The 18243-nt window shown below is 56.8% G+C and carries 19 protein-coding genes and 1 tRNA gene; 4 read left to right on the top strand and 16 right to left on the bottom strand.

Features of this window, described 5'->3' with window-relative positions; all coding sequences use genetic code 11:
• Positions 1-58: 58 nt before the first annotated feature.
• Positions 59-1348 carry a DUF445 domain-containing protein gene (locus H9646_RS05940; protein ID WP_191722433.1) on the bottom strand — a complete coding sequence of 430 codons (1290 nt, stop codon included), beginning with the start codon at positions 1346-1348 and terminating at the stop codon, positions 59-61.
• Positions 1349-1658: 310 nt separating this feature from the next.
• Between H9646_RS05940 and H9646_RS05935 the strand changes: the two genes are divergently transcribed.
• Positions 1659-3815, top strand: coding sequence for a TonB-dependent receptor domain-containing protein (locus H9646_RS05935; protein ID WP_191722432.1), 2157 nt, complete (start codon positions 1659-1661; stop codon positions 3813-3815).
• A 161-nt stretch (positions 3816-3976) separates the two neighbouring features.
• On the opposite strand, the gene H9646_RS05930 is transcribed toward H9646_RS05935, so the two are convergent.
• The 3 genes from H9646_RS05930 to H9646_RS05920 all read right to left on the bottom strand — a co-directional run bounded on the left by H9646_RS05930 (position 3977) and on the right by H9646_RS05920 (position 6446).
• The gene (locus H9646_RS05930) at positions 3977-4384 is read right to left on the bottom strand and encodes an FKBP-type peptidyl-prolyl cis-trans isomerase (RefSeq protein WP_191722431.1); all 408 of its coding nucleotides are present in this window, start codon (positions 4382-4384) and stop codon (positions 3977-3979) included.
• Between the two features lie 32 nt (positions 4385-4416).
• Positions 4417-5568, bottom strand: coding sequence for an aminotransferase class V-fold PLP-dependent enzyme (locus H9646_RS05925; RefSeq protein ID WP_191722430.1), 1152 nt, complete (start codon positions 5566-5568; stop codon positions 4417-4419).
• A gap of 155 nt (positions 5569-5723) precedes the next feature.
• The gene (locus tag H9646_RS05920; RefSeq protein ID WP_191722429.1) at positions 5724-6446 is read right to left on the bottom strand and encodes a YggS family pyridoxal phosphate-dependent enzyme; all 723 of its coding nucleotides are present in this window, start codon (positions 6444-6446) and stop codon (positions 5724-5726) included.
• A gap of 100 nt (positions 6447-6546) precedes the next feature.
• Between H9646_RS05920 and H9646_RS05915 the strand changes: the two genes are divergently transcribed.
• Together H9646_RS05915 and H9646_RS05910 are read left to right on the top strand one after the other, a co-directional pair.
• Positions 6547-7590, top strand: coding sequence for a type IV pilus twitching motility protein PilT (locus H9646_RS05915; RefSeq protein WP_191722428.1), 1044 nt, complete (start codon positions 6547-6549; stop codon positions 7588-7590).
• A 23-nt stretch (positions 7591-7613) separates the two neighbouring features.
• Positions 7614-8750, top strand: a complete 1137-nt coding sequence (locus H9646_RS05910) for a PilT/PilU family type 4a pilus ATPase (protein WP_191722427.1) — start codon at positions 7614-7616, stop codon at positions 8748-8750.
• A 62-nt stretch (positions 8751-8812) separates the two neighbouring features.
• Here the strand turns inward: H9646_RS05910 and H9646_RS05905 are convergent, their stop codons facing one another.
• From H9646_RS05905 to H9646_RS05895, 3 genes are all read right to left on the bottom strand, one after another.
• Positions 8813-9469: a BON domain-containing protein gene (locus H9646_RS05905; protein ID WP_191722426.1), complete on the bottom strand. Its 657-nt coding sequence runs from the start codon at positions 9467-9469 to the stop codon at positions 8813-8815.
• Positions 9469-10065, bottom strand: a complete 597-nt coding sequence (locus tag H9646_RS05900; RefSeq protein ID WP_191722425.1) for an SIS domain-containing protein — start codon at positions 10063-10065, stop codon at positions 9469-9471. The genes H9646_RS05905 and H9646_RS05900 overlap by 1 nt, the downstream gene beginning before the upstream one ends.
• A 92-nt stretch (positions 10066-10157) precedes the next feature.
• Positions 10158-10556, bottom strand: coding sequence for a YraN family protein (locus tag H9646_RS05895; RefSeq protein WP_191722424.1), 399 nt, complete (start codon positions 10554-10556; stop codon positions 10158-10160).
• Between H9646_RS05895 and rsmI the strand changes: the two genes are divergently transcribed.
• Positions 10556-11479 (top strand): 16S rRNA (cytidine(1402)-2'-O)-methyltransferase, encoded by a 924-nt coding sequence (gene rsmI / locus H9646_RS05890; protein WP_191722423.1) that lies wholly within the window; start codon positions 10556-10558, stop codon positions 11477-11479. The genes H9646_RS05895 and rsmI overlap by 1 nt on opposite strands.
• A gap of 285 nt (positions 11480-11764) precedes the next feature.
• Here rsmI and H9646_RS05885 read toward each other — a convergent pair whose 3' ends face one another.
• The 9 genes from H9646_RS05885 to secY form a co-directional block, all read right to left on the bottom strand.
• Positions 11765-13015 (bottom strand): Hsp70 family protein, encoded by a 1251-nt coding sequence (locus tag H9646_RS05885; RefSeq protein WP_191722422.1) that lies wholly within the window; start codon positions 13013-13015, stop codon positions 11765-11767.
• Positions 13016-13422: 407 nt separating this feature from the next.
• Positions 13423-13499: transfer RNA gene (locus H9646_RS05880), tRNA-Met, on the bottom strand.
• Between the two features lie 24 nt (positions 13500-13523).
• Entirely contained in the window at positions 13524-13910 is a 387-nt protein-coding gene (gene rplQ / locus H9646_RS05875) for a 50S ribosomal protein L17 (protein ID WP_191722421.1), read from the bottom strand.
• A gap of 129 nt (positions 13911-14039) precedes the next feature.
• Positions 14040-15038: a DNA-directed RNA polymerase subunit alpha gene (locus H9646_RS05870; RefSeq protein ID WP_191722420.1), complete on the bottom strand. Its 999-nt coding sequence runs from the start codon at positions 15036-15038 to the stop codon at positions 14040-14042.
• Between the two features lie 114 nt (positions 15039-15152).
• On the bottom strand, positions 15153-15776 hold the full coding sequence (rpsD, locus tag H9646_RS05865) for a 30S ribosomal protein S4 (protein WP_191722419.1): 624 nt from the start codon (positions 15774-15776) through the stop codon (positions 15153-15155).
• 91 nt (positions 15777-15867) lie between these two features.
• Complete coding sequence (gene rpsK / locus H9646_RS05860; protein ID WP_174862330.1) at positions 15868-16269, bottom strand: 30S ribosomal protein S11; 402 nt, start codon at positions 16267-16269, stop codon at positions 15868-15870.
• Between the two features lie 17 nt (positions 16270-16286).
• Positions 16287-16652: a 30S ribosomal protein S13 gene (gene rpsM, locus H9646_RS05855; protein WP_191722418.1), complete on the bottom strand. Its 366-nt coding sequence runs from the start codon at positions 16650-16652 to the stop codon at positions 16287-16289.
• Positions 16653-16674: 22 nt separating this feature from the next.
• Positions 16675-16788 carry a 50S ribosomal protein L36 gene (gene rpmJ / locus H9646_RS05850; protein ID WP_003050535.1) on the bottom strand — a complete coding sequence of 38 codons (114 nt, stop codon included), beginning with the start codon at positions 16786-16788 and terminating at the stop codon, positions 16675-16677.
• Positions 16789-16928: 140 nt separating this feature from the next.
• Complete coding sequence (secY, locus tag H9646_RS05845; protein ID WP_191722417.1) at positions 16929-18242, bottom strand: preprotein translocase subunit SecY; 1314 nt, start codon at positions 18240-18242, stop codon at positions 16929-16931.
• Between the last annotated feature and the right edge of the window lies 1 nt (position 18243).

The raw sequence follows: 18243 nt of genomic DNA, 5'->3' as shown, positions 1-18243 counted from the left end.
TCTTGGCCGGCCATGCATGAGCGCCAGGCCCATGATCTGCACACCGTGCCTGCCTGTACTACAGCGCAGCCGGTGCAGGCCCCAGCCAGACGCCCATCAAGAAAAGCAGCAGTCCAATCGCGCCGCCAACCAGGGTGCCGTTGATGCGAATGAACTGCAAATCTCTGCCAATATGCTGCTCCACCAGCGCAGACAGCTCCTTGGCATCCCAGCGCTGCACAGTGTCTTGAATATGCTTGGCAATGAACTGTGAAACGTCAGGAGCCAGACTATGCGCCCAGCGCTCCAGCCGCTCGTTCATCGATGCACGCAATGCGGCGTCTTGCGCCAGCGACTGCCCCAGCCACTGCCCTGCCCCCGCCAGCCTGCGCGCCACCCGTGAATGCTCATTGCCTAGGTCTGCCTGCAGCTTGCTGCGCATGCGGCTCCACAGGTTGTGCAGGTAGCTGGACATTTTTTCATCGTGCAGCATGTAATGGCGAATCTGCTCGCCCCTTTTTGCATATGCGGGGTCGTGCTTTAACCGTTCAATCCACTGCAGCAGCTGGCGATCAAATGCCTCACGCAAACGGTGCTGCGGGTTGTGCGCCATATCGGCCAGCACGCTATCAATAGCCTCGGCCATCACATCCGCGCCTTTGTCACTGAGCCAATCCGTGGGCAGCAGCTTCTCCTTGAGCGGATGCTCTCGCTTGAGCCATTGCACGATTGTTTCTGCCATGAAAGTGCGTGAGCGTTCTTCACGCAGTACCTCCGAAATTTTGACCAGCACATCATCCAGCACCGCCTGATGCTGCCCTTTGTGCGTCAAGGCAGACAGCACCGTGGCCATCGACTGGCTCAGGTCAACCTTCGACAGGGCGCTGCGCACCGTGCGCTTGAGCCAGCGCTCCACTTGCCTGTCTTGCACCATCTCCAGAGCACCTGCGGCCATGCGAGCCAGCTGCTGCCCGAGCAACTGGGTATTGCGCGGCTCCAGCAGCCACTGCGCCATGTGCTGTGCCAGGTCGTGCTGGCGCATCAGCGCAATCAGGGAAGGCGCATCCAGAAATTTATCGCGCACAAAGTGCGCCAGATTCTGGCCAATGCGGTCTTTGTTGCGTGGAATGATGGCCGTGTGCCGCCCCACCAGTGGCAAAGGAATGCGCCGGAACAGTGCCGTCACGGCAAACCAGTCGGCCAGCGCGCCCACCATTGCGGCCTCGGCCATCGCTTTGATGCAGCGCACGCCCCACGTGGCAGGCAAAAAATGGGTAGACACAAACACCATCGATACCGCGATGAGCAGCACCCCGGCCCAGCGCTTGGCGCGGCGTAGTTCGATAGAAACAGTCTGGCCTTGAGGCATCCGGCAATCTCCTTGCCCTGCCTAGCCTAAGCCCTTCAAACCGCGCCAGTGCAGGCGCTCGATACCCGATCAAGGTAGGAGCAGTGCTTGTGAAAGGCATGGAGGCAGTGATCTGCCGATCGTTTGTTTCATGCAACAGATCAAGGTAAACAAGGTCTTATTGAGAAGTATTCACATTCGTAACGCGATAATCGAGGAATCCAACGTCCATACAAAAATTCATAACTCGGACATAGCCTGCGCGATCACGTCGCATCGCAGCTCCAATTTCTCCATCCTTTTGAAGCCAGACTATCTGGCAGAAATTGCTATGTCTAAAATTTCATCTCCATTTTTGATTCGGCCCACCTTGCTGGCCTTGGCTGCCGCAGCATGCGCCTCTGCCAGCGCCCAGCAAGCCACCCAGACCATGTCTGAAGTGGTGGTTTCTGCCTCGGGTTTTGAGCAAGAGCTCAAGCAGGCGCCTGCTTCTATTTCCGTGGTGACACGTCAAGAGCTGGAGCAAAAAAACTTCCGTGATCTGGCCGAAGCGCTGCAAGGCGTTGAAGGTATCGACGTGATGGGCGGCACCGGCAAAACTGGTGGTCTGGACATCAGCATCCGAGGGATGCCCAGCGACTACACTCTGATCCTGATTGATGGCCGTCGCCAAAATGTGGCCGGCGATGTCACCCCCAATGGTTTTGGCGCTGCACTCAACAGCTTCATGCCGCCTGTTTCTGCAATTGAACGCATTGAAATCATTCGCGGCCCCATGTCTACGCTGTACGGCTCTGACGCCATGGGCGGTGTGATCAACATCATCACGCGCAAAGTTGCCAAAGAATGGGGCGGCGAAGTCAGTGTGAGCACAGGCATTCCCCAGGAAAGCGAATGGGGCTCAGAGAACAAGGCCAACATCTATCTGAGCGGCCCTATCAAGAAAGACGTACTGGGCCTGGCTGTGCGCGGTAGTGTCTACCGCCGTGAAGCATCAGACTGGGTGCTGACACCGGGCGCGGCACAACCCGCCGGCGCACGCAATCCCGCACCAGCAGAAAGCCGCCAACACAGTATTGGTGCACGCCTGACGCTGACTCCAACCAAAGAGCACGATCTGTGGTTGGATGTGGATCAAGGTCGCACCTGGTACAACAATGAAGACGGACGTCTGGGCAACCGTGATGCAGTGAATGCATCCCCTCCAGGCTACAAAGATGCGCTGCGCTTCAACCGTGATGAAGTGTCGGTGGGACATACCAGTCGTCTTGGTTTTGCCACTGTCGAAAGCAGCCTGATGCGCACAGTGACTGAAACCGAAGGCCGCACGATCCCAGGTGCTGCGGTTCCCGTCGGCGATCCACGCCGAGGCTCCGACCGTGAACTCAAGACCACCAATACAGTGCTGGATACCAAGCTGGTTGCACCTTTGGGCGATGCCCATGTACTGACCACAGGCGCTCAGTGGTGGGATGCCAAGCTGACCGATGGACTGCTGCCCGAGAAGCACAATCAGACCATGTGGTCCCTGTTTGCCGAAGACGAATGGCGCTTGACCGACAGCCTTACAGCAACATTGGGTGGCCGCTATGACCACCACGACGCATTTGGTGGCAATTTCAGCCCCCGCGCCTATCTGGTTTGGGGTGCCAGCTCCCAGTGGACCTTCAAGGGCGGTGTCAGCCAAGGCTTCCGTGCACCGCGCCTGAATCAATTGATTGATGGCGTCAGCGGTGTCAGTGGCCAAGGTGCCACCATCAATATTGGCAACCCCAATCTCAAGCCTGAAACCAGCACCAGCACCGAATTCTCCGCGCTGTTCGACAGCTTGAACGGTGTGACAGCTTCTGCCACGGTTTTCCACAACAAGGTCAAAGACAAGATCAGCAGCGGTGGTGACTGCGCAGCGAACTTCATTTCCAGCTGCAGCGCCAACCCTATTGCAACCTATTCAATCAACGTGGATGAAGCGAAGACCTGGGGTCTGGAGTTGAGCAGTCGTGTTCAATTCAACCCGCAATGGGGCATGAAAGCTGGCTACACCTGGACCAAGAGCGAAGTCATTGAAGCTGGCATCAAAAACGGTCAACTGGCCAATACTGCCAAGCACATTGCCAGCTTGCAACTGGACTGGAAGCCTACCGACAAGTGGGGCCTGTGGCTGCGTGGCGAGTACCGTGGTGGCAGCCCACGTTTCACGGGCGCCCCAGAGCGCCTGACAGGCAACAACCTGGCCATCTACCAAGCCGTGGGCGACATCAAGGCCTACCATCTGTTCCACTTGGGTGGCTCCTACCAAGTCTCGAAGAACGTCAGCCTCAACGCCAACATCTTCAACTTGTTCAACAAGGATTTCCGCAAGTTCCGTCAAGTGAATCTGAACGGCACACCAACTTGGGTCAACGAGTACTTCCAAGGCGGCGCGTCCGTCGCAGGCACCACCTTGCCCGGCCGTACGCTCTGGCTCTCTGCCAATGTGACGTTCTAAGCGATCACCTATCCACAAAAAAGGGAGGCTATGCCTCCCTTTTTTGATTGCGTCATATCATCAATTAAATGATCTATAAGCGCTTGATAGAAGGTGATTTCAAAGTGTTTTATATCTGAAAATCAATCTACATAAACGCTAACAGCTCATTTTTTAGATGTTCACTTGCCTTGCACGCCCAGCAGCTCCACCTCAAAATTCAGCGTGGCGTTGGGTGGAATGGCGCGCCCTGCGCCACGGCTGCCGTAGGCAATGGCGGGTGGGCACGTGAGCTTGGCCTTGCCGCCGACCTTCATTTTCTGCACTGCTTCGGTCCAGCAGGGAATGACGCGGTTCAGCGGAAAGTCGATGGGTTCACCACGCGCAATCGAGCTGTCAAACTCCTTGCCCGTCTCTGGAAACCAGCCGCGATAGTGCACGCGCACGGTATCCGTGGCCTTGGGCTGTGTGCCCTTGCCTTCGGTAATGACTTCGTAGACCAGGCCACTGGCGGTAGTTTCGGGCGCAGCATGGGCCGCACCCCAGGCCATCAGGCTGGTGGCGGCAATCACAAACAATGGTGTTTTCATGGGTGGCACTTTCATTGCACGGAAAGCCGCCATCATGCCTTGGCTGGCGGCACGCCAATGGCATCCAGCGCAGTGCGCAGGTGGCCCACCGAGCGATCGGCGTTGTGCCATTTGTCCAGACCAAACAATCCAATGCGGAAAGTTTGAAAGTCAGGCCCTTCATCGCACTGCAGCGGCACGCCGGAAGCGGTTTGCAAACCAACCTCCAGAAACTTCTTGCCGCTTTGAATGCCTGGGTCCGTGGTGTAGCTGACCACCACGCCCGGTGCCTTGAAGCCTTCTGCTGCCACGCTGGGGAAACCGCGTGCCTGCAGCAGCGCACGCACTTTGTCACCCAGCTCTATCTGCTCTTGGCGCACCTTGGCAAAGCCGTAGGCTCGGGTCTCCAGCATCACATCGCGCAGGCGCACCAGTGCATCGGTGGGCATGGTGGTGTGGTAGGCGTGAGCGCCTTTTTCGTAGCCTTCAGCGATTTGCATCCACTTTTTCAAATCGCACGAGAAACTGGAGCTTTGCGTGCCGTCAATGGCCTGCCGTGCACGTTCAGACAGCATCACCATGGCGCAGCAGGGTGAGCTGCTCCAGCCCTTTTGGGGGGCAGAGATCAGCACATCCACACCCGTCTTGACCATGTCCACCCACATGGCCCCAGAGGCCACGCAGTCCAGCACCATCAAGGCGCCGACTTCGTGGGCGGCATCGCTGATGGTGCGAATGTAGTCGTCAGGCAGCATGATGCCGCTGGCGGTTTCTACATGGGGGGCAAACACCACCTTGGGCTTTTCTGCACGAATGGCGGCCGCGACATCTTGCGCGGCACACGGTGCCCAAGGGTCCTGGCTGCCCGCGCCTTGCTTGCGTGCCTTGCAGACCACGGCACCGCCACCCAGGCCAAAGTTGCCGGTGTCAAAAATCTGCGTCCAGCGATAGCTGAACCAGCCATTGCGCACGATCAGCACCTTTTCACCATTGGCAAACTGGCGTGCCACGGCTTCCATGCCAAATGTGCCGCTGCCGGGCACCAGCACAGCAGTGTGCGCGTTGTAGACCTCTTTGAGGGTGCCCAGAATGTCTTGCACTACGCCGGTAAAGCGCTTGGACATGTGGTTGAGCGCACGATCGGTGTAGACCACCGAAAATTCCAGCAGTCCATCTGGATCGATATCAGGCAAAAGTCCGGGCATGTTTTCTCCAAATTTTCGGCAGTCATTCACTGCCTTATCTATGGAATCCAGCTTAGCATGCCGTCTTTTTCTGAGCGAGCGTGTTCACATCTTTTGTATACACAACACGGGCAAACACTGGGCCGTGCTTGTGCCACATCAACTGACACGGGGCCTCAGGTTTTGGTGCTGTAGTCACGCACACCAAAAATGCCGCTGCCCACGCGCACCATGGTGCTGCCAGCAGCAATCGCGGTGTGCATGTCGGCCGTCATGCCCAGACTGACGGTATCGAGCTGCGCTGCACCAGCAATGCCTGAGGCACGAATGCTTTCAAACACCTGCACCACCTTGCGATGAATGGCCAGCATGGCTTCGTCCGAGTCCTGCGGATCAGGAATGCTCATCACCCCGCGCAGCTGCAAGCGCGGCAATTGCGCAATCTTCTGGGCCAGAGCCAGCGCTTCTTGCGGGGAGCAGCCAGACTTGGTGGCCCCGCCATCCACGTTCACTTGAATGCACACTTGCAGCGGTGCCAGATCATCAGGGCGCTGCTCACTCAGGCGCTGCGCCACCTTCTCACGGTCAACGGTGTGCACCCAGTCAAAATGCTGCGCAACCAGCCTGGTCTTGTTGCTTTGAATCGGGCCAATGCAATGCCACTGCAGCGGCCGCACATCTTTCATGGCGCGCACGGCGGCGATCTTTTCTACACCCTCCTGGATGTAGTTCTCTCCGAAAGCACGCTGTCCCGCCAGGGCCGCTTCGCGGACCGCCTCGGCAGGAAAGGTTTTAGAGACCGCCAACAATGCCACTGCTGTGGGCTGTATGCCGCACCTTTGACATGTGTCGGCAATCTGCGCGCGAACGCTTTGTAGCTTGTTTGCAATCGTGGTCATAATCTTGTCGAGCGTACCAAACCAGCCAAACTGCTGACACGAAGTCGCCCATAAAAAGCGTCGCTGCAGCGAACGCGACACCTAGAGAGGGAAAACTGCTGTGGACATTACCACCCTGCTGGCATTCAGCGTAAAGAACAAAGCATCGGACTTGCACCTGTCGGCAGGCTTGCCGCCCATGATTCGCGTGCACGGTGATGTGCGCCGCATCAACGTAGAGCCGCTGGACCATAAAACGGTACACGGCATGGTCTACGACATCATGACGGACGGGCAGCGCAAAGCGTATGAAGAGAATCTGGAGGTGGATTTCTCGTTCGAAATTGCTGGGCTGGCACGCTTTCGTGTGAACGCGTTCAACCAGTACCGGGGCGCGGCAGCCGTTTTCCGCACGATTCCCAGCAAAATCCTCACCCTTGAGGATTTGAATGCACCCAAGATTCTTGCGGACCTGGCACTCAAACCGCGTGGTCTGGTACTGGTCACGGGCCCCACAGGCTCGGGCAAGTCAACCACTCTGGCGGCCATGGTGGACTACCTCAACAACAGCCAGCACGGGCATATCCTGACGGTGGAAGACCCCATCGAATTCGTGCACGATTCAAAGAAATGCCTGGTCAACCAGCGCGAGGTGGGCCCCATGACCCACTCCTTTTCCACCGCTTTGCGCTCTGCTTTGCGCGAAGACCCGGACTGCATTTTGGTAGGTGAAATGCGTGACCTGGAAACCATCCGTCTGGCCATGACTGCCGCCGAGACGGGCCACCTGGTGTTTGGCACGCTGCACACCTCCAGCGCCGCAAAAACCATTGACCGTGTGATCGACGTGTTCCCGGCTGAAGAAAAGGAAATGGTCCGCGCCATGCTGTCTGAATCGCTGCAGGCCGTGATCTCACAGACACTGTGCAAAACCAAGGATGGCAGTGGCCGCGTGGCAGCCCATGAAATCATGCTGGGCACCAGCGCTATCCGCAACCTGATTCGCGAAGGCAAGGTTGCACAGATGTATTCCGCTATCCAGACCGGTAGCAATGCGGGCATGCAGACTCTGGATCAGAACCTCACAGAGCTGGTGCGCCGCAACATCATCAGCGCCGCAGAGGCACGTGGCAAGGCCAAGTCGCCTGAAAACTTCCCCGGCTAACCCCGGCTATTGGAGACAGCGACATGGAACGCGATCAGGCCAGTAAATTTATTAACGACCTCCTCAAGCTCATGGTGGCCCGCAAGGGCAGTGACTTGTTTATCACGGCAGATTTCCCGCCCGCCATCAAGGTCGATGGCAAGGTCATCCGCCTGATGGATCAGCCGCTGGTGGCCGCACACACTATGTCACTGGCGCGCTCCATCATGAGCGACAAGCAGGTGGCTGAGTTTGAGCGCACCAAAGAGTGCAATTTTGCGATCTCGCCTGCCGGCATTGGCCGCTTTCGTGCCAACGCTTTCATCCAGCAAGGCCGTGTCGGTCTGGTGCTGCGAACCATTCCGGCAACCATTCCCTCCATTGACTCCATGGGCCTGCCGCAAGTGCTCAAAGATGTGGCGATGACCCAGCGTGGCCTGTGCATCTTTGTGGGTGCTACTGGCTCTGGCAAGTCCACCTCTTTGGCCGCCATGGTGGACTGGCGCAACGAGCATTCCCAAGGGCACATCATCACCATTGAGGATCCGATTGAGTTTGTGCACCCCCACAAGAACTGCATCATCACGCAGCGCGAAGTGGGACTGGACACGGACAGCTGGGAGGCCGCCCTCAAGAACACGCTGCGCCAGGCCCCGGATGTGATCTTGATGGGAGAAATTCGAGACCGCGAAACCATGGAGCATGCCGTGGTGTTCTCTGAAACCGGCCACCTGTGTCTGGCAACGCTGCATGCCAACAGCGCCAACCAGGCGCTGGACCGCATCGTGAACTTCTTCCCGGAAGAACGACGCGAACAGCTGCTCATGGATTTGTCGCTCAACCTGCGGGGCATGATTTCTCAGCGCCTGCTGCCCCGTGAAGACGGTAAAGGCCGCGTAGCCGCCCTGGAAGTGATGCTCAACACCCCGCTGATCTCTGACCTGATTGCCAAGGGGGATGTGGTGGAGATCAAGGAAATCATGAAGCGCAGCCGTGAGCTGGGCATGCAGACCTTTGACCAATCGCTGTTTGAGCTGTATGAAAGCGGGGTCGTCATGTACGAAGATGCGCTGCGCAGTGCAGACTCGGTCAACGACCTGCGCCTGCAAATCAAGCTGCACAGCAAACGCGTCAAAAATACCGATCTGGCCGCTGGTACTGAGCACTTTCGCATCATGTAGCCACCGCTGCCATCACAAAAAAACCCGGCTATGCCGGGTTTTTTGCGTCCTGCTCTTTAGTTTTAGTTTTGAGCTGCAGGGTCTTGCTCAACGGGTGCCGGAGTGGTCCGGTAGCTGGCAAGTTCTTCTTCCGTGATCGTCTCAAACACACGCACTACCTTGCGTACATCGTTCACACCGCGTGCAATTTCTGCAGCACGCTTGGATTCGCGCGGTGTCAGGATGCCCATCAGATAGACCACATTCATCTCTGTCACCACCTTGATGGTGTTGGCCTGCAAGTCCTTGGCATCCAAAATGCTGGCCTTGACCTTGCTGGTGATGAACGTGTCTTTGCTGCGCTGTGCGATGGAAGAGATAAAGGGCACGACCTCCAGCTCATTGATCACGGTGCGCACGTTTTCTACGCCCGCCACAATGCGCTCTACCTGCGCTTTTTCAGCAGCGGTACGTACCTCTCCAGTCAGCAGCACCAGACGGTTAAAGCTGGTGACGCTCACGCGCTCGCCATTGTTCAGAACATCTCTGATCAAAGACGCTGCCTTTTGCTCGATACGCAGATCTTCCAGGTACATGCCAGAAGTTCTGCGGTCAGATGCCACCAATACACCCGTCACCGCGCCGCTGCCCACCAGCAATGGCACGCAAGCCGACAGGCTCCCCACCAGCATGCCCGCAGCCACGATGGCCAAACCTGTTCGACGCCACTGTTCTTTCATTACGACTCCTGTTCGCCTAGTAATTGGGTATCAACACCATCGCACAGGCAGTTGAGTACCAAGTCATGCACTTCGCGCACACGTGCTGGCCGTTCGTGGGGTACACAAATCAGCACATCGGTCTCCCGCACACGTCCAGCCAGTGCCCCCCCTGTATGCCCTGTCAGCACCACCACCATCATGTCGCGCTCATGGGCGGCTTCTACGGCCTCCAGCATGCTGCTTTCATGGCCGCTGATAGAGATGACCAGCAGCACATCACTGGCCTGGCCCAGTGCCCGTACCTGCCGCGCCACGTAGTGGTTCGACAAATTCGCTGCACCAGAGCCTGCGCTGAGAAAGCCGCTGTCTGATGTCAGTGCCAGGGCCGCCAGCTCCGGGCGATCGCGCTCAAAGCCGCTCACGCACAGACTGGCAAACATCTGCGCCTGGTTGGCAGATGCCCCCGACCCGCAGGCCAAAATTTTGCCGCCGCCTGTGATGCAGGCCAGCAAGGCCTGAACGGCCGAAGAGATGGGCAAACTCAACGTCTGCGCGGACTGGTACTTCAAGTCGGCGCTGTCGATGAAATGCTGTTGGATTTGTTGCTCAAGCATGGAGTGCTGATGATAACTGCGTGCTTTCTCAGATTTTGTAGCGTTCGGTTAACACCGCATCTGACTGAGACATCTCTACATAGTTCCGCTGTCTAGGTGGCATCAAAGGCCGCACGCAGCCACTGCTGGCGCTGTGCATCAATCAGCACCACATCAAAACGGCAGGCCGCCTGCACGCCACGTTGAAGCAGCCAATGCTGTGCGGCCAACATAATGCGCTGGCGCTTGGCATGCCCGATGCTGCCGCCCGCCCCACCAAAGCCCGCATGACTGCGACTGCGCACCTCTACAAACACCACGGTGCCATCCGCTTCTTGCAGGATTAAATCGATCTCGCCCCCTCCGCGTCCGGGCGTCCGATAATTGCGGGCAATTAGCTGCAGGCCCTGAGCCTGCAAATAGGCCAAGGCCTGATCCTCCCCCGCACGGCCACGCGCTTGCGCATTCATCGCGGGAGGAACGGCTGGCGGCTTTTTCCCAAGGAAAAACATTGAGCGCCTCTTTCGTTTCGGCATTGACGGCAGCGCGTGAAGCCGCTGCCACCCAAAACTATCCCCAGGGCACACTGTACGTTGTGGCTACGCCTATCGGCAACCTGGCCGATATCTCGCTGCGCTCTTTGCATGTGCTGCAGATGGTCGATGCCATTGCCTGCGAAGACACCCGCCATACCCAGGGCATGCTGCGCTCCTACGGGCTGGAGCGCTCTGGCAGCCAGCTGCTGGCCGTGCACCAGCACAACGAGGCAGAGGCCGCAGCAGGCATCATTGCGCGCCTGCAGCAAGGTCAGCGCATCGCCTATGTCAGTGATGCAGGCACCCCCGGCATCAGTGACCCCGGTGCGCGCCTGTGCGCAGCGCTGGCAGCCCACGGTTTGCGCAGCATGCCACTGCCCGGTGCCAGCAGCATCACCAGCGCCCTCAGCGTAGCGGGCTGCGTGCCACCCGGCCAGACCGATGGAGGCTTTGTCTTTGCCGGTTTCTTGCCCACCAAGAACGCTGAGCGCCAGACCAGCGTACAAAAATTGGCCGACGAAGCACGCTGCGTCGTACTGCTGGAAGCGCCACACCGTATCCAGGATATGGCCAAGGCCCTGGCGGTACTCGGTACACGCAAGGTCACACTGGCGCGCGAGATCACCAAGCAATTCGAACAGATCACCACCCATGCGGCCCAAGATGTAGCAGACTGGCTGGATGCCGATGCCACGCGCATCAAAGGCGAATTTGTGGTGGTTCTGCACCCCGTAGAAGTGCAGCAGGAAAGCGGTGAAGGCGAACGCGTGCTGCGCCTGCTACTGGCCGAGCTGCCCACCAAAACCGCGGTCAAACTGGCCGCCGACATCACGGGCGCCAGCCGCAACACCCTGTACGACCGCGCTTTGCAGATCAAACGCGAAGCTCAAGACGAGTAACCGCTGAAGTAGCAGCTAACGCGTACTCAGCCAGCGTTCAACTGAGCACGCATTTTCAGATTTGGCATAGCTTGCAAGACAGGGACAGTGGAGGTCATTTGTCACCACCTGCCTTGCAACGATGCTGCCTCGCGAGTGTGCTGATTCCGACTGAGTGCTGCTACCGCGGCTCAGCCAGTCACAAGTTTGCGCCTCATACGAGGTTTAATACGCTGCAGACAGTACGCAGGGTTCGCAAACAGGCATACGGGCAATCACGGCTCACCAGAAGCCGTTGAGTGGCCCTTATGCGTAGGCAAGCCCAGAAGCCACACCACCAAACAAATCACCAGCCACTTGCGGCACACCGGGAAAAGCCACACCCAGCGCATCACGCAAGGTTTGCAAGGCTGAAGAGCCACCCGTCAGGTACAAAGCCGTCACCTGATCTTTTTGCAGGCCTGCCGCCTGCACGCACTCCTGGGCACACTTGACCACATCAGCCAGCAGCAGCTGCAGATGCTGGGCCAAGCCTTCGGGCGTGATCTGCGCTGCCAGTCCGGCCTCCAGCCAGCCCAAATCCAGCGCAGCGGTCGCTGCCATGCTGGATGCACTGATCTTGCCTTGCTCCACGGCATCCGCCACACGGTGGCCTGCCTGCTCCTGCAAGACACGCATCAACCGTGCGTGCAGGTTGCGATCGCTGTAGTCATTGCGCATTGCCTCAGCATCGCGTAGCGCCTTGGGGCTGTAGAGCCACTGGATCAAATGCCAGGTCGACAGGTCATAAAAAGTGCGGCTGGGTACCTCACGACCCGAAGGCCCTTGGTGGCCCAGACCCAGCAGAGGCTGCACCTGTGCAACGTTGAGCCTGTGGTCAAAATCAGTCCCGCCAATGTGCACACCAGTGGTGGCCAGAATATCTTGCGTACGATCGCGCTTGCCCGCATGCTGCGGCCCCAGCCGCACCACGGTGAAGTCAGACGTTCCGCCGCCAATGTCCACCACCAAAATGCACGCTTCCTGGCTCAAACGCTGTTCATAGTCCAGCGCAGCAGCAATCGGCTCCAGCTGAAAAGCCACATCCTGGAAACCTGCCGTATGTGCAGCAGCTTGCAGCGAGGTTTGAGCCTGTGCATCGCGCTCTGGGTTGCCGTCCACAAAATGCACCGGGCGGCCCAGTACAACACGCTCAGGCATGCCGCCCATGTGCTGCTGTGCCTGTTGCGCCAGGTGCTTCAAGAACATGGCGATCACATCCTGGTAGCTCACCAGCTGGCCATGCACCGCTGTTTTATCTTGCAGCAAGCTGCTGCCCAGCAGACTTTTGAGTGACCGCATCAAGCGGCCCTCTTCACCCGCCAGATACTGGTGCATGGCATCACGCCCATAGTGCGTAGTGCGGTCTTCATAGTTAAAGAACAGCGCCGTAGGCATGGCTGCAGCACGCCCTTCCAGCGGCACCAATTGCGCTGTGCTGCCTGCAGTGCGCCATGCCATGGCCGAATTGGAAGTGCCGAAGTCAATACCCAGCGTCGTATGTGGAAGGATGTGCATGCGAAATTTCAACCGAAGGCAGCTCTCATAAAAAAATGAGCTGCTAGCGCTTATGAGATAAGGTTTTCAGATACAAAACCATTTGAAAACCTTATTTGACAAGCGTTGCTAGCTATTTATTTGTAGAGGCCATATCTAACAAGGGGCGTCATTTTGGCAGCAACTGCCCATCATTGCAGAGCTTCTGAAAACGCCCAGCAACTGCCATGGTTACGCTCGCACTTCTGGCATTGAAGACTCTTTAGGCCTGCTCAGGGCTCTTTAGGCACGCCACCTCCTCCACCCTCCAAGCTGCACCCAGCGTCTGTGCAGCCGCACGTGCTGCGCTTGCTCTTGAATGTGCGAGCCGTATTCAGAATGCAAACAACAAAAAACCCTGTTGAATTGCTTCAACAGGGTTTTTGATTTGGTTGCGAGGGCCGGATTTGAACCAACGACCTTTGGGTTATGAGCCCAACGAGCTACCAGACTGCTCCACCTCGCGGTATTTCCAAATTATAGCACAGAATTATTCTGCAGCTTGTGTTTGCGCTTCTTCAGCTTGCTCAACCAGTTCCACGAAAGCCATGGGTGCATTGTCACCAACGCGGAAGCCCATCTTCAGGATACGTGTGTAGCCGCCAGGACGCTTTGCGTTGCGGGGGCCCAGCACGTTGAACAGCTTGGTGACGCTGTCGCGGTCGCGCAGACGGTCAAATGCCAAGCGGCGGTTAGCCACTGTGTCAACCTTGGCCAAAGTGATCATGGGTTCGATCACGCGGCGCAGTTCCTTGGCCTTAGGCACAGTGGTCTTGATCGCTTCGTGTTCGATCAAAGAATTCATCATGTTCTGCAGCATCGCCTTGCGGTGCGAAGAAGTACGATTCAGTTTACGGAGTCCGTTGCCGTGACGCATGGTGCTTTCCTTTTAGGTAGTTTGGTCGAGTGGCCGTAATCAGGTACCGCTCGGTGCACGTATGTGAAAAATAACTGGCCCTCTACCCTTGCAGGTAAAGAGCCAGCGATTATAGCTTGAAGTCGCGAATTAACGCTTTTCCAGGCCTGCTGGTGGCCAGTTCTCGAGCTTCATGCCCAGAGTCAGACCGCGGGAAGCCAAGACTTCCTTGATTTCGTTGAGCGACTTACGACCCAGGTTAGGTGTCTTGAGCAACTCGTTCTCGGTGCGCTGAATCAGATCACCGATGTAGTAAATGTTTTCTGCTTTCAGGCAGTTTGCGGAACGTACGGTCAGCTCCAGCTCGTCCACAGGACGCAGCAAGATAGGATCGAACGTTTGTGCGCTGGTGCGGCTGCCGCCAGCTTGCAGGATGCCGCCTTCGCCAAATTCGCCATCCAGCTGAGCAAACACAGCCAGCTGCTCCACCAAAATCTTGGCGGATGCGCGCACTGCGTCTTCAGCGTTGATTGCGCCGTTGGTTTCGATTTCGACAACCAGCTTGTCCAGATCGGTACGCTGCTCTACACGTGCAGATTCCACGGTGTAGCTCACGCGACGAACAGGCGAGAACGATGCATCCAGCACAATGCGGCCGATCGACTTGGTCGACTCGTCACCGTAGCGGCGCACGTTACCGGGCACATAGCCACGGCCTTGTTCTACCTTGATCTGCATATCCAGCTTGCCGCCTTGCGACAGGTTGGCAATCACGTGATCAGGATTGATGATCTCGACGTCATGGGGAGTCTGGATGTCACGCGCGGTCACCACGCCTTCGCCATCCTTGCGCAGACTCAAAGTCACTTCGTCGCGGTTATGCAACTTGAACACCACACCCTTGAGGTTCAGGAGGATGTTGACCACATCTTCTTGCACGCCATCGATGGACGAGTACTCATGCAGCACGCCGGCAATCGTGACTTCCGTCGCTGCATAACCCACCATGGACGACAGCAAAACGCGACGCAGGGAGTTGCCCAGCGTATGGCCATAGCCACGCTCAAAAGGCTCCAGCGTTACCTTGGCACGGTTGTGGCCAAGCTGCTCAACATTAATCGTCTTGGGTTTCAGCAGATTTGTTTGCATGCAGACTTCCTCTCAATACCCCCGGCTCGTTACACCGGTAAGGCTGGTGAAGCACCTAAACCGCGATGCCTCGCGGTTTAGGGACGGGGTTGGTTAATAAATTAACCGGGACTATTAACGCGAGTACAACTCGACGATCAACGATTCGTTGACGTCAGCTGCGAATTGGTCGCGGTCAGGCACTTGCTTGAAAGTACCTTCAGCCTTGTCCAGGCTAACTTCCACCCAAGCGGGGAAGCCAACTTGTTGAGCCAATTGCAGGGCTTCAACAATACGGGCTTGCTTCTTGGACTTTTCGCGCACAGCAACCACGTCACCGGCCTTGACCAGGTACGAAGCGATGTTGACGGATTGGCCGTTCACAGTGATGGCCTTGTGGGATACCAGCTGACGTGCTTCAGCACGTGTAGAGCCGAAGCCCATGCGGTAGACCACGTTGTCCAGACGAGTTTCCAGCAGACCCAGCAGGTTCGCGCCAGTGTTGCCCTTCTTCTGGTCAGCAGCTTCGAAGTAACGGCGGAATTGCTTTTCCAGCACGCCGTACATGCGCTTGACCTTCTGCTTTTCACGCAGTTGCAGACCGTAGTCAGACGTACGCTGACCAGATGTGCGACCGTGTTGGCCAGGCTTGGTGTCGAACTTTGCCTTGTCCGCGATGGAGCGACGTGCGCTCTTCAGGAACAGGTCGGTGCCTTCACGGCGGGAGAGTTTGGCCTTGGGGCCGAGATAGCGTGCCACTTGAGCTTCCTTTATGTCATCTGCCGTGCTTAAACACGGGAGCCACCCGGGGTGTCATAAAACAACCCGGGTGGCGGTGGGCTTACAAAAATTAGATACGACGACGCTTTTGAGGGCGGCAGCCGTTATGGGGAACCGGTGTCACGTCCGCAATGGAAGTGATGCGGATACCCAGAGCACCCAGGGCGCGAACCGAAGATTCACGGCCAGGACCGGGACCCTTGATTTCGACGTCCAGGTTCTTGATGCCCTGTTCGATAGCAGCGCGACCAGCCACTTCCGACGCAACCTGAGCTGCAAAAGGAGTCGACTTGCGCGAACCCTTGAAGCCCTGGCCACCCGACGAAGCCCACGACAGAGCGTTGCCTTGACGGTCGGTGATAGTGATGATCGTGTTGTTAAACGAAGCGTGCACGTGTGCAATGCCGTCCGAAATGTTCTTGCGAACTTTCTTACGTACGCGTGCTGCAGCGTTGTTTTGTGCCTTAGCCATAGTGATCTCTCAATCCCTTATTTCTTCAGTGCCGCAGCGCCTTTGCGCGGACCCTTACGAGTACGGGCATTGGTACGAGTACGTTGACCGCGCATAGGCAGACCACGACGGTGACGGAAACCGCGGTAGCAACCAATGTCCATCAAACGCTTGATGTTCATGGTTGTTTCGCGACGCAGGTCACCTTCCAGAGTCATAGGAGCCAACACGTCACGGATCTTTTCCAGATCCGAGTCAGTCAACTCTTTGATTTTCTTGGAGTAATCGATACCGCAAGCTTCGCAAATTTTGCGAGCAGTCGTACGACCAACACCGAAAATGGCGGTCAGGCCGATTTCAGCATGCTTGTGGGGCGGGATGTTAATACCAGCAATACGTGCCATATTAGTCCTCTAATACTTTCAATCAGCCCTGGCGCTGCTTATGGCGCTGGTCTGTGCAGATCACGCGTACCACGCCTTTACGGCGGATGATCTTGCAGTTGCGGCAGATTTTCTTGACCGAAGCCGAAACTCTCATTTCATTCTCCTAAAACTTTGCATCCGTATTCACTTTTTCGACCTGGACACTGCCTGTGACCGCGAAAAAATGTAGAGCACTCATACTTGCCTGTTATGGGATTCCTTCTGGGATTTCCCAGAAGGAATGGCCTTCATATCTCAGTGACCTGATGCCTTGAAGTTGGCCTTCTTAAGAAGGGACTCGTACTGCTGCGACATCATGTAGTTTTGTACTTGCGCCATGAAGTCCATGGTCACCACCACAATAATCAGCAGTGATGTACCACCGAAGTAAAACGGAACGTTGTACTTCAGAATTAAGAACTCAGGCAACAGACATACAAACGTAATGTAGACGGCGCCAGCCAGTGTCAAACGCACCAAAATTTTGTCAATGTAGCGGGCAGTCTGATCACCAGGACGAATGCCTGGGATGAAAGCACCACTCTTCTTCAGATTATCGGCGGTCTCGCGACTATTGAACACAAGTGCCGTGTAGAAGAAACAGAAGAAAATGATTGCGGCGGCGTAGAGCATCACATAAATCGGCTGACCGGGGGTCAGTGTCGATGCAATGTCCTTCAACCAGCGCATGGATTCTCCTGCACTGAACCAATTCACCACGGTTGCTGGCAACAAGATGATCGAAGAAGCAAAGATGGGAGGAATGACACCTGCCATGTTCAACTTCAGTGGCAAGTGCGAAGACTGACCACCGTACACCTTATTGCCGACTTGGCGGCGTGCGTAATTCACCAAGATCTTTCTTTGACCACGCTCGACAAACACGACGAAGTACGTCACTGCTGCCACTACGAGGACGATAAAGATCGCGGCCAGAATGCTCATGGCACCGGTACGAACCAGCTCCAGCAATCCACCGATCGAGCTGGGCAAGCCTGCGGCAATACCAGCAAAAATCAGGATAGAAATACCGTTGCCCAGACCACGTTCTGTGATCTGCTCGCCGAGCCACATCAGGAACATAGTGCCAGCTGTCAGGCTGACCACCGCAGTCATGCGGAAGCCAAAACCTGGATCCAACACCAGACCTGGAGAGCTTTCCAAAGCCACGGCAATACCCAACGACTGAAAGAGTGCCAGGCCCAAAGTGCCGTAGCGGGTGTATTGAGTAATCTTGCGACGACCCGCCTCACCCTCCTTCTTCAGCTGCTCAAATGTAGGGACGACATACGTCATCAGCTGCATGATGATCGATGCCGAGATATACGGCATGATCCCCAGTGCAAACACTGTGAAGCGCGAGAGCGCTCCACCCGAGAACATATTGAACAGGTTGAGAATGCCCTGCTGGCCATTAAACAGCTGCTGCAGCTGCGCTGGATCGATGCCCGGCACGGGGATATGCGCCCCGATACGGTAAACGACCAACGCAAGCAACAGAAAAACCAGTCGGCGACGCAAGTCGCCAAACTTGCCGGTTTTTGCAATTTGAGCTGCGCTAGTAGCCACG

This window comes from Comamonas avium, from assembly GCF_014836675.1.
Taxonomy (GTDB): Bacteria; Pseudomonadota; Gammaproteobacteria; order Burkholderiales; family Burkholderiaceae_C; genus Comamonas; species Comamonas avium.
This window is presented reverse-complemented; position numbering and strand designations above follow the sequence as displayed.

Excerpts from the sequence above, each read along its gene's own strand:
- H9646_RS05940 (WP_191722433.1), bottom strand. The coding sequence starts at position 1,348 with ATGCCTCAAGGCCAGACTGTTTCTATCGAACTACGCCGCGCCAAGCGC.
- H9646_RS05935 (WP_191722432.1), top strand. The coding sequence starts at position 1,659 with ATGTCTAAAATTTCATCTCCATTTTTGATTCGGCCCACCTTGCTGGCC.
- H9646_RS05930 (WP_191722431.1), bottom strand. The coding sequence starts at position 4,384 with ATGAAAACACCATTGTTTGTGATTGCCGCCACCAGCCTGATGGCCTGG.
- H9646_RS05925 (WP_191722430.1), bottom strand. The coding sequence starts at position 5,568 with ATGCCCGGACTTTTGCCTGATATCGATCCAGATGGACTGCTGGAATTT.
- H9646_RS05920 (WP_191722429.1), bottom strand. The coding sequence starts at position 6,446 with ATGACCACGATTGCAAACAAGCTACAAAGCGTTCGCGCGCAGATTGCC.
- H9646_RS05910 (WP_191722427.1), top strand. The coding sequence starts at position 7,614 with ATGGAACGCGATCAGGCCAGTAAATTTATTAACGACCTCCTCAAGCTC.
- H9646_RS05905 (WP_191722426.1), bottom strand. The coding sequence starts at position 9,469 with ATGAAAGAACAGTGGCGTCGAACAGGTTTGGCCATCGTGGCTGCGGGC.
- H9646_RS05900 (WP_191722425.1), bottom strand. The coding sequence starts at position 10,065 with ATGCTTGAGCAACAAATCCAACAGCATTTCATCGACAGCGCCGACTTG.
- H9646_RS05895 (WP_191722424.1), bottom strand. The coding sequence starts at position 10,556 with ATGTTTTTCCTTGGGAAAAAGCCGCCAGCCGTTCCTCCCGCGATGAAT.
- H9646_RS05885 (WP_191722422.1), bottom strand. The coding sequence starts at position 13,015 with ATGCACATCCTTCCACATACGACGCTGGGTATTGACTTCGGCACTTCC.
- rplQ (WP_191722421.1), bottom strand. The coding sequence starts at position 13,910 with ATGCGTCACGGCAACGGACTCCGTAAACTGAATCGTACTTCTTCGCAC.
- H9646_RS05870 (WP_191722420.1), bottom strand. The coding sequence starts at position 15,038 with ATGCAAACAAATCTGCTGAAACCCAAGACGATTAATGTTGAGCAGCTT.
- rpsK (WP_174862330.1), bottom strand. The coding sequence starts at position 16,269 with ATGGCTAAGGCACAAAACAACGCTGCAGCACGCGTACGTAAGAAAGTT.
- rpsM (WP_191722418.1), bottom strand. The coding sequence starts at position 16,652 with ATGGCACGTATTGCTGGTATTAACATCCCGCCCCACAAGCATGCTGAA.
- rpmJ (WP_003050535.1), bottom strand. The coding sequence starts at position 16,788 with ATGAGAGTTTCGGCTTCGGTCAAGAAAATCTGCCGCAACTGCAAGATC.